The sequence below is a fragment of the Siminovitchia sediminis genome, assembly GCF_042680885.1.
In the GTDB taxonomy this organism is placed as follows: Bacteria; Bacillota; Bacilli; order Bacillales; family Bacillaceae_C; genus Siminovitchia; species Siminovitchia sediminis.
The window spans coordinates 26,799-36,207 of the sequence record NZ_JBHUEO010000092.1; the positions used below are offsets into that span (position 1 = coordinate 26,799).

General features: G+C 43.0%; 8 protein-coding genes and 1 pseudogene. 5 read left to right on the forward strand and 4 right to left on the reverse strand.

All coding sequences use genetic code 11. The annotated features are described in order from the left end of the window. Window positions 1-39: 39 nt before the first annotated feature. Window positions 40-486 (reverse strand): universal stress protein, encoded by a 447-nt coding sequence (locus tag ACFSCZ_RS17585; protein ID WP_380775792.1) that lies wholly within the window; start codon window positions 484-486, stop codon window positions 40-42. A 149-nt stretch (window positions 487-635) separates the two neighbouring features. On the opposite strand from ACFSCZ_RS17585, the gene ACFSCZ_RS17590 reads away from it, so the two are divergent. From ACFSCZ_RS17590 to ACFSCZ_RS17600, 3 genes are all read left to right on the forward strand, one after another. Continuing rightward, window positions 636-1,472 carry a basic amino acid ABC transporter substrate-binding protein gene (locus ACFSCZ_RS17590; protein WP_380775794.1) on the forward strand — a complete coding sequence of 279 codons (837 nt, stop codon included), beginning with the start codon at window positions 636-638 and terminating at the stop codon, window positions 1,470-1,472. Window positions 1,473-1,559: 87 nt separating this feature from the next. After that, window positions 1,560-2,216 (forward strand): amino acid ABC transporter permease, encoded by a 657-nt coding sequence (locus ACFSCZ_RS17595; RefSeq protein WP_380775796.1) that lies wholly within the window; start codon window positions 1,560-1,562, stop codon window positions 2,214-2,216. Further along, window positions 2,213-2,941 carry an amino acid ABC transporter ATP-binding protein gene (locus ACFSCZ_RS17600; RefSeq protein ID WP_380775798.1) on the forward strand — a complete coding sequence of 243 codons (729 nt, stop codon included), beginning with the start codon at window positions 2,213-2,215 and terminating at the stop codon, window positions 2,939-2,941. The genes ACFSCZ_RS17595 and ACFSCZ_RS17600 overlap by 4 nt, the downstream gene beginning before the upstream one ends. A gap of 182 nt (window positions 2,942-3,123) precedes the next feature. Here the strand turns inward: ACFSCZ_RS17600 and ACFSCZ_RS17605 are convergent, their stop codons facing one another. Continuing rightward, a complete protein-coding gene (locus tag ACFSCZ_RS17605) occupies window positions 3,124-4,503 on the reverse strand; it encodes a VWA domain-containing protein (protein ID WP_380775800.1) in 1,380 nt (459 codons plus the stop codon). A 438-nt stretch (window positions 4,504-4,941) separates the two neighbouring features. Between ACFSCZ_RS17605 and ACFSCZ_RS17610 the strand changes: the two genes are divergently transcribed. Next, entirely contained in the window at window positions 4,942-5,202 is a 261-nt protein-coding gene (locus ACFSCZ_RS17610; RefSeq protein WP_380775802.1) for a hypothetical protein, read from the forward strand. Between the two features lie 443 nt (window positions 5,203-5,645). On the opposite strand, the pseudogene ACFSCZ_RS17615 reads toward ACFSCZ_RS17610, so the two are convergent. Next, window positions 5,646-6,021, reverse strand: a pseudogene (locus ACFSCZ_RS17615) (amidohydrolase family protein); the annotation flags it as partial. Between the two features lie 25 nt (window positions 6,022-6,046). Then, window positions 6,047-7,672 carry a PucR family transcriptional regulator gene (locus ACFSCZ_RS17620; RefSeq protein ID WP_380775804.1) on the reverse strand — a complete coding sequence of 542 codons (1,626 nt, stop codon included), beginning with the start codon at window positions 7,670-7,672 and terminating at the stop codon, window positions 6,047-6,049. Window positions 7,673-7,821: 149 nt separating this feature from the next. Between ACFSCZ_RS17620 and ACFSCZ_RS17625 the strand changes: the two genes are divergently transcribed. Continuing rightward, window positions 7,822-9,291 carry a CoA-acylating methylmalonate-semialdehyde dehydrogenase gene (locus ACFSCZ_RS17625; protein WP_380775806.1) on the forward strand — a complete coding sequence of 490 codons (1,470 nt, stop codon included), beginning with the start codon at window positions 7,822-7,824 and terminating at the stop codon, window positions 9,289-9,291. Window positions 9,292-9,409: the final 118 nt, after the last annotated feature.

The window sequence follows — 9,409 nt, forward strand, 5'->3', positions numbered from 1 at the left end:
TTTCCCGACCGGGACAACGCTCTTTCAATGGAAATCAGGTTATTCTGTATCGTTTCGGACAACAAGGACATCACATGATGCGGAGCGTGTAATATTTTCGGACACACTTCCGATGAGAAGGCGTTCCACAGCATTTAAACCGGTGGCTCCACAGACAATTAAATCTGCATGTAATTCTTTTGCAGCTTTCTTGGGAACGACTACCTTGGGTGATCCGTATTCAATGACTGTATCGATGCTTGTCAAGCCGCTTTCCTCGGCTTCTTTACGATAGCCGTCCAGCAGTTCTTCTGCATACATTTTGGCTCTATCGGCCATCGTTACGTCGTAGGCTTCTACGGCACCATAAGAACGCGCATCAACTACATGAATGATCGTCAGCTTGGCATCGTTCCGCTTGGCAATTTGAATGGCTCTTTTAAATGCCCATTCTGCCTGTTTGGAACCGTCAACGGCAACTAAAATATTTTCGTACGATAGTTTCATTATCGTCTCCTCCTTTCCTTTATTTTAACATCTACCCATGGTATGATCTTTTAAAAACAGTTAAATAATAGAATATAGTGTGTATAATGCTTTACAGGTTTGTGAAATTTATGCAGCAACAAGAATTGCCAAACGAAAGAGGGATTCAATTGAAAACATCTATGAAAAAAACTTTATTAACAATTTTTGCAGTAAGCGCACTGTCATTGTCTGCCTGCGGCGGTGGCGGAACAGAAGACAACGCAGCAAACAACGAGGGAACAGATACAGAGAAAAAAGTACTGAATGTTGGAACGGAAGCAACCTTTCCTCCTTTTGAATTTATGGATAAAGGTGAAGTAACCGGGTTTGATGTGGACTTACTAAATGCAGTTGCAGAGGAAGCCGGTTATGAAGTGAAGATTGACAACACGGGCTGGGACGCCATGTTTGCAGGTCTTCAAAGTGAACAGCTTGATCTGGGGATGGCTGGAATTACGATTACAGACGAAAGAATAGAGTCCTATGATTTTTCGGATCCATATTTTGAATCGAAAACAATGGTTGTCTTCAAAGAGGGAGTAACCATTGAAAAAGCGGATGACTTAAAAGGAAAAAAATTGGGGGTTCAAAATGGGACAACCGGCCAGTTTGCGGCTGAAGCAGTAGTGGGCCAAAACTCCCCGGATATTTCAAAATATGAAACAGCTGCATTAATGTTCCAAGCTTTGCAAAGTGATAACGTTGAGGCTGTAGTCACCGACATTGCTGTGGCTTTGGAATACCAAAAAAATAACCCGGACTCCGGTCTTAAGACAATGAGTGATGACGAGGAGTTTCAATCTGAATACTATGGTATTGCTTTTCCAAAAGGCAGTGAGCTCACAGAAGAATTTGACGCTGCATTAGACACAGTGTTGGATAATGGAACTTATGCAGAAATTTATCAAAAGTGGTTCGGTGAAGAGCCGAACGTCGATGCTCTTAAAGAAGCTGCAGAACAATAAAAAGTATAGACGGCTGTCCGATGATGGTGGACGGCCGTTTTTTAGGGTGAAAATACAAGTTTGGTCAACGAAGAAAGGTGAACACCAGTGAACATTCGCTTTGATATTATCATAGATTATTTGCCGTTATTTTTAAAAGGAACGTTATTGACCCTCGGTTTGACCATGGCAGGCATAGCATTGGGGGTCATCATCGGGCTGTTTATCGGGCTTGGAAAAATGGCCAACAGATTATGGATACGTATGCCATTCGTTTGGTATGTTAATGCCTTCAGGGGTACGCCGTTTTTAGTTCAGATCCTCCTCATTCACTTTGGGGTGGTACCGTTATTTATGAGTCCGGCCAATCCGATTGTTTCAGCCATTATTGCTCTATCTCTTAATTCAGCTGCTTATATAGCGGAGATCTTCAGAGCAGGTATTCAATCCATTGATAAGGGACAAATGGAGGCCGCCCGTTCTCTAGGAATGACTCACAGGCAGGCGATGAAGCTCGTCATATTGCCGCAGGCGTTTAAACGAATGATTCCGCCGCTTGGCAATGAATTTATTTCTCTGCTGAAGGAAACATCTTTGGCTGCCATCATTGCAGCACCTGAACTGATGTATTGGGGCCGTGCGGCACAAGGCCAATATATCCGTGTGTGGGAGCCGTATATTACCGTTGCCATTATCTATCTGATCATTACATTGTCCCTTACTTATTTGATGAATGCCATTGAAAGGAGAATGAAGACTGAATGATCTCTGTGAAAAACTTGAAAAAGTCCTTCGGAGACAATGAGGTGCTTAAAAATATATCTCTTGAAGTGAAGCCCCGGGAAGTAGTTGTAGTGATTGGGCCCTCGGGTTCAGGAAAATCTACATTTATCCGTTGTCTGAACTTGCTTGAATCAGTGACCGGAGGCCAGGTAGTTGTCACAGGAAAAGATCTGACGGATAAAAAGACGGATATAAACGAGATCCGTAAAAATGTTGGAATGGTATTTCAGCATTTCAATTTGTTCCCTCACAAAACGATTTTGGAAAATATCACCATGGCGCCTATAAATGTCAAAGGACTGCCAAGGGATCAGGCGAACAAAAAAGCAATGGGGCTGTTGAATAAAGTAGGACTGGCTGATAAAGCGGATGCTTACCCGGATTCTCTTTCAGGGGGACAGAAACAGCGTGTCGCCATTGCCCGGGCACTGGCCATGGAGCCAAAAATCATGCTGTTTGATGAACCTACCTCTGCATTGGACCCTGAAATGGTGGGAGAAGTTCTGGAGGTCATGAAGCAGCTGGCCAAGGATGGGATGACGATGGTAGTGGTGACCCATGAAATGGGATTTGCCAAAGAAGTTGGTGACCGTGTAATTTTTATGGACCAGGGATACATCGTTGAAGAAAATGAACCGAACGAACTCTTCTCCAATCCGCAACACGAACGAACCAAAGCATTTCTGGGTAAAGTATTGCAAGCTTAATGTCTGTACCCGTGTGGGTGCAGGCTTTTTAATACGTTCGTTTAATTTTTGGGCAGTAGTCTTATTGTAGGCTGTCTGCTCTATTTTTACAGTTGAGAAAATAGATAGTTATCTGTAAAGGTTAAGGATAAGAAAAGACCGCCCCCACCAATCATTGATTGTCCGGGCAGTCTTCTTGACGATTATTGCTGATTCTTTTTGTCAATGGTTTCTCTAATCCGTTTATTTCCTTCATCAACGTATTCCCGCCATTGTTCGTTTCCGCTGTCTACCGAATCTCTCCACGCTTTGTTTCCTGCATCCACTGCGTAACGCCATTTGGCATTTCCATAATCGACCACTCTGGAAAACAGCGGGTTCACAGGATGGTGAATGTCATCGTATTTCTCTTTCAGATATGTCTGGGCTTTTTTCATTCTCTCTTTTTCACGTCTGCTTTTTACTTTCATGCTTTCTTTGGTTTCACGTGCAGTTTTTTTCTTTTCTTCTTTTATTTCACGTGCTTGCTTTTTCCCTTCTTCTTTCCATTCTCGCCAAGCTCTTTGTATCTCTTCATATTGGGCTCTCATATATTTTTTAAGGTCTTGCTCGGAAGAGACGTATGTATACTCTCCATTACCAGCGGTTGCCACATCTTTTAATAATTTTTGAGCTTCATTATCTATGTCAAAGCCAATAATATTCACAACCGTTTCAACTTCATCTGATACGAGATCCTCCGCAGATGCTACGGGATCGCCCCCGCATGTTTCAATGCCATCGCTGACGACATAAACGACTGCATGATCCGTGTTTTCGGGAATATCTTCCTTTACCGTTTCCAATGCAAGGCCAATCGGCGTCCATCCGGCCGGCTTTACTTGCTCTAAAGCTTCCTGAAATGGATCCTTATCAAACGCGCCATTGTAAAAACTTTCGGTACTGCTGCAAGATAAGTCTTTATCAGCGTCGCTTCCCGTTCCTTTGTGGCCATAGACACGCATAGAGATCGTTGCATTTTCCGGAATTTGTTCCGCAAATTCCATTACAGCTTCTTTGGCTGCACTCATCCTCGGTTTATTTCCTGACATCGCCTTCATGCTTCCGCTGGCATCAATGAGAATTGCATAATGGGAACTCTTGATGGCCGGTAGTTCAACCGATTCGTCCGGACGATCTACCTGTACCTCAACATTCGGGTCAAAGTGAAGGAGTGTTTCCATTTCTTCATGATAGTCTTCGGATAACAAATAAATCAATTCTTCCATATATTGCTCCTCAGTCAGATGATCAGGAAGCTGATCCAGTTCTGCGTTCACTTTCACTTCATCGTACTGATCACCGCTGTACTTTCCCGGATATCGGAGCAGTTCTTTTTCCAGATCAGTCAATTCACGTCCGGGATCTTCGATTTTATAGTATTTAACATCCTTAGGCACGTATTGATCCTCGGCCTGATTTGCAGCCTCAACTTCTTCAGGGGTTTCCTGAGCATTAGATGAGGACTTCGCCCCTCCTTCTCCAGAAGAACATCCACCAATGATCAAGGCCGAAAAGAGTACCCCTAAACCCAATTTTTTCATCAAATAAGCTCTCCTTATGTTCAATTTCTATGTAAATCATATGAGAGGCCAGAACCGATATCAACATTAAGAAAGGGGTTTGGTTCTTTATTCACAGTTCATTTATGATGGATCCAGACTAAAGTCCGGCAAAAGGAAACTAAGATCCCGGAGAAACTAAACGGTTTATAATGGTAGAAAAAGGCTGCTCCTAAATTAGCTTTTTTATAGAGGTTATTGAAAGGGACATGAAATGATACTGTATAAGCCGAAAAGTAAATAAAAAGAATCCAACCTTGAAATGATGCAGCTTAAGTGTACTTCCTTTATGGTTTATCCAAATGGATAGATGCTGTGGAGGAGTAGACAAGTTTAATTTCTTGATGTTCTCATCGTGTTCCCGTTTCGGAATATTCAGGAATGTTTTATAATAATAACAAAATACCTGGGATGGTGCGCATGGATGTAAATTTTGTTACACATAAAGACCCCCATGACAGATTCGGAGCATTAATTACTTACGGTGAAAGAAATATACATATCCCTGATGATGCTCTTATTTCAATTACACTTGGTGAACAATTTTCAGTTTGGAAGACGATGGTAAATGCTATGATCAGCCAATTCGTCATGAAACAAATGAAAAAATCAAAAGGATTACTTTATGCTGAAATGAAAGGCCACATCAAGGAAGGATATGGGTTAACATTAACTGTATGAGAAAAACAAGCGATGGTACCCTTCCGAAACAGCGGTGCCCATAAATTTGCAATGAAGTTTTTTAGCTGGATATTTTTTAGCGGAAAGTCCCATGCTTATTTTTTGACGTATAAGGCAAATGATCAATTTCCCCCAACGGAAGAAGCATATCATTTGGTCAAACGATATGGAAAATTTTATGATGGGGGTCATGTGATACGGACAGCAAAAAGCCCCTTGAAGAAAAAGACTGCTGAAGATTAAACAATATGTATTCAGCTCTAAAAAGGCAACAGTAATTTTAATTTTTTCTGTTGCTTTTATCAACTAGATTTTGGCTGGTTCAGTAAAAACAACCCTGGAGAACATGTGAGGTTAACGGAGTGGAAGATGTCATTGTATTTTCCTTTCAGTACCTGGTCGCATACTAAGCTCCGGCCTCATTTTTGTATCCTCATAATTTATATCAGCTTTCCTGTCAATGCTCCCCTGTTGTCCCTTTCAATCATGCCTCCTACAGGATTAGGGGTATGTTCATCAATTCCCGCCATTGCTGTTAACAACCGAAATATGATTGCAAATGCGGGTAATAACAAGGGGATGTTCCTTTGTTATTTCATCCAGTTCTTCCCTTGTAGGAAACCGCTTTTCTTTTATTTGGTTTTCGTTAAATCCCCAAGCCCGAACCCACTCCCCTTTTGCTGTTGCTTTCGATTTCTTCTTTAAATCGCTGAATAGATCCTTCAGTGATCGAATATGGGGAGCAACGGCACTGACAGAAAGCATGTTGGTTTCATACATGGTTAAATGTATATGGGAATCAATAAATCCCGGCAGCAAGAGAGCCGCATTCCGTTAGTACTCTTTATTCATTTCCCTTCAATAATTCATACCCCTTAATGGCGGCTTCAATAGTGATTCTTCGGTGGGCCTCCATATAATCGGGGCCAAGGAGGTTCTCAATCTTTTCCAGGCGATGATACAGCGTCTGCCGTACGATAAAAAGCCGTTCGGCCGTTTCTTTCTTTGCCCCCCCGCATGCTAAGTAGACTTGTAGAGTATGGTACAGATCGCTTTCATGCTGGGAATCATATTTCAGAATAGGTCCCAGGTGATCCTCCACGTAACCAGCAAGATCACCGTTTTTTTTCATCGGGAGGAGCAAACGGTATATCCCAATATCTTCATAGGCAATCATTGTTTCCTGAACATTGAGTCGCTTGAGGGATATCACCTCTTTGGCCTCGGCGTAACTTTTGGACAATTGGCTGATATGACCATATCCACGTCCTGCCCCGCAAACGGCATGGGGACCCGACAGTGTCCCGCTGTCTTTTGCCTGGAGAAGCTGTCGGGTCAGCCGGCCGAGCATATTCTTGGAAGATTCCGCTGTTTTTGGATAAGCTGCAATCACAGCAATTTCTTCCTTCGTAGCGGACACGGCAGGGAAAAAGCCAAACCTTTTAAAAAGGGCACGGATAGCCATGGATCTTTGCAGCTTTATATCTTCCCATTCTTCTTCGTTCACCATTCTCTCGGTTACTTGATTTTCAATAACAAATACACGATAGGTCATCCCCTGTCTTGCGAAGGGGAAATGGCTTTTCATCTCTTCTTTTTCAAAATGACGCCCCTGAAGTACAGCTCTTACAAATTGATCTTCCGAATGCTGTTTTCTTTCCTCAATGGTTCTATTTCTTAATAATATTTGAGCAATGGCCAGAGCAGCACGGTCCAAAATTAAATAATGAAACTCCTCGGGTGCTTCATCCCTGGTGTGAAGGGATAAATAGCCCCAAACTTGGCCAAGTCCTTCTACCGGCATATACACAAAGTTTTCATTATGAATCGAAGCCATGCGTTCAGGAATGGATTCCTCTTCAGTAGATTGAAAGAAATCTACTGCCAAATCATGGAGCTGTTTTTGATTGGAAGGGAAATAATAAGATTTTCCCTGGATCGGTACAAAAAAAACCGCTCGATGAAAATAATCATACAGTTCTTGCAGTATCTTTAAAATACCGTTCGGAGCCATTGACAATTGAATAAATGTTCTTGATGAAGAGTCTAAATACCCTAGTAAATCATGATGCCTGTTAATAATTAAGCTATGGAGCTCCTGAGTGATATCTACGAATTTCACAGTTTCTTCAAACAGTATAATGGGGAAATCATTCCTGTCGGCCACTTCAATAATTTCATAGGGGACCTCTTGGAAGTATGCCCCCTTTTCTATGCAAATACCAGCAGCGTTTGATTCAATCAGTTCCTTGACAAATTTCAGCTGAGCCGAAGAGTCAGTTTGGAGCCCCACACCCGTAGTAAGGATTAATTCCCCCCCATGGATGAGGGATCCGAAATTTTCAACTTCCAACACATGCACCCAGCGAATGACCCGTTCCAAGCCCCCCGCGCCTGCCAGTACTTTGGCTGTTCTAAAAGAGTCCCTCGAAAAGACGTCTTTCACTTTTAATGTAAACTCATTGATCATGGTGAAGCCTCCAATATGTTAAATCAGATGGAAAGGTGATTTTACATTATGTCTAATGATTTTAATAATTATTGATTGTAAGATTGATTATGAAGTGAAAGGAAGTTTACGTCAACTAATCATGAATAATAGCTTGGGAGGATGAAAACATGAGTACAGTTTCGGAAAAGACGGAAACGCTTGCGAATTTTATAAATGGACAATGGGTAAAATCAAAAACCGACAGGTATGAAGATGTCCCGAATCCGGCGACGGGTGAAATTCTCGCACGAGTTCCGGTTTCTACCAAAGAAGACCTGGAGGAAGCAGTAGCGGCAGCTAAAAAGGCTTATAAAACTTGGAGTAAAACGCCTGTGCCCCAAAGAGCCAGAATTTTATTTAAATATCAGCAGCTGCTGGTGAAGGAATGGGAAGAGTTAGCAAAGCTCATCACCATTGAAAACGGAAAAAACTTTAAAGAAGCTTATGGCGAGGTTCAAAGAGGGATCGAATGTGTTGAATTTGCAGCTGGCGCTCCTACACTCATGATGGGAAATCAGCTGCCGGATATTGCGACAAATATTGAATCCGGTATGTATCGCTATCCGCTGGGCGTTGTAGGAGGAATCACACCATTTAACTTCCCGATGATGGTTCCTTGCTGGATGTTCCCTCTTGCCATTGCAGCAGGAAACACATTCATTCTTAAACCGTCAGAAAGAACGCCATTGCTGGCTAACCGTTTGGCTGAACTGCTGATAGAGGCGGGCCTGCCTGAAGGAGTCTTCAATATTGTTCACGGTGCACATGACATTGTAAATGGAATGTTGGAGCATCCGGATATTCCAGCTGTTTCCTTCGTTGGTTCCCAGCCGGTTGCCGAGTATGTATATAAAACAGGAACTGCCAACGGGAAGCGGGTACAAGCTTTGGCCGGTGCAAAAAATCATACGATTGTATTGGAAGACGCTGACTTGGATTCTGCTGCAAATAATATTTTTAACGCAGCATTCGGTTCAGCAGGCGAACGCTGCATGGCGTGTTCAGTCGTAGTAGCCGTGGATAGTATTGCCGACGAGCTGGTAAAAAAACTGGTAGACTTGTCTGACAGCATCAAAATGGGAGACGGATTGGAAGAGGATATATTCCTTGGACCGGTCATCCGTGACGCTCATAAAGAAAAAACACTCGGGTATATCGAATCAGGCATTGAAGAAGGAGCAACGCTCGTTCGCGACGGCCGAAAAGATCAGTCTCTCTCTGATGGCGGCTATTTCGTCGGCCCGACAATCTTTGAAGATGTCACAACAGAGATGAAAATCTGGAAAGAGGAAATTTTTGCTCCGGTTCTTTCAGTGATCCGCGTAAAGGATTTGGAGGAAGCGATCGAATTAACGAATAAATCCGATTTTGCCAACGGCGCCTGCTTGTTTACCGACAGCGCAAAAGCAATACGTAAGTTCAGAGAAGAAATTGATGCAGGAATGCTCGGCATTAACTTGGGTGTGCCGGCCCCGATGGCATTCTTCCCATTCTCCGGATATAAGAAATCCTTCTACGGAGATTTGCATGCTAACGGACGTGACGGAATCGAATTCTATACCCGCAAGAAAATGGTAACGCAAAGACACGCTTATTAGAAAAGCGGAGGCGCCTTGCTCAGCCCCGACAAGCATAAGACGAGCGCAGAAGAAGGCGTTCTTTGCCTTCGGCTGCGATAGGCTTATGACCTCGAGGGGCTAGGCGCCGAAGCCGGCC

Excerpts from the sequence above, each read along its gene's own strand:
- ACFSCZ_RS17585 (WP_380775792.1), bottom strand. The coding sequence starts at position 486 with ATGAAACTATCGTACGAAAATATTTTAGTTGCCGTTGACGGTTCCAAA.
- ACFSCZ_RS17600 (WP_380775798.1), top strand. The coding sequence starts at position 2,213 with ATGATCTCTGTGAAAAACTTGAAAAAGTCCTTCGGAGACAATGAGGTG.
- ACFSCZ_RS17605 (WP_380775800.1), bottom strand. The coding sequence starts at position 4,503 with ATGAAAAAATTGGGTTTAGGGGTACTCTTTTCGGCCTTGATCATTGGT.
- ACFSCZ_RS17610 (WP_380775802.1), top strand. The coding sequence starts at position 4,942 with ATGGATGTAAATTTTGTTACACATAAAGACCCCCATGACAGATTCGGA.
- ACFSCZ_RS17620 (WP_380775804.1), bottom strand. The coding sequence starts at position 7,672 with ATGATCAATGAGTTTACATTAAAAGTGAAAGACGTCTTTTCGAGGGAC.
- ACFSCZ_RS17625 (WP_380775806.1), top strand. The coding sequence starts at position 7,822 with ATGAGTACAGTTTCGGAAAAGACGGAAACGCTTGCGAATTTTATAAAT.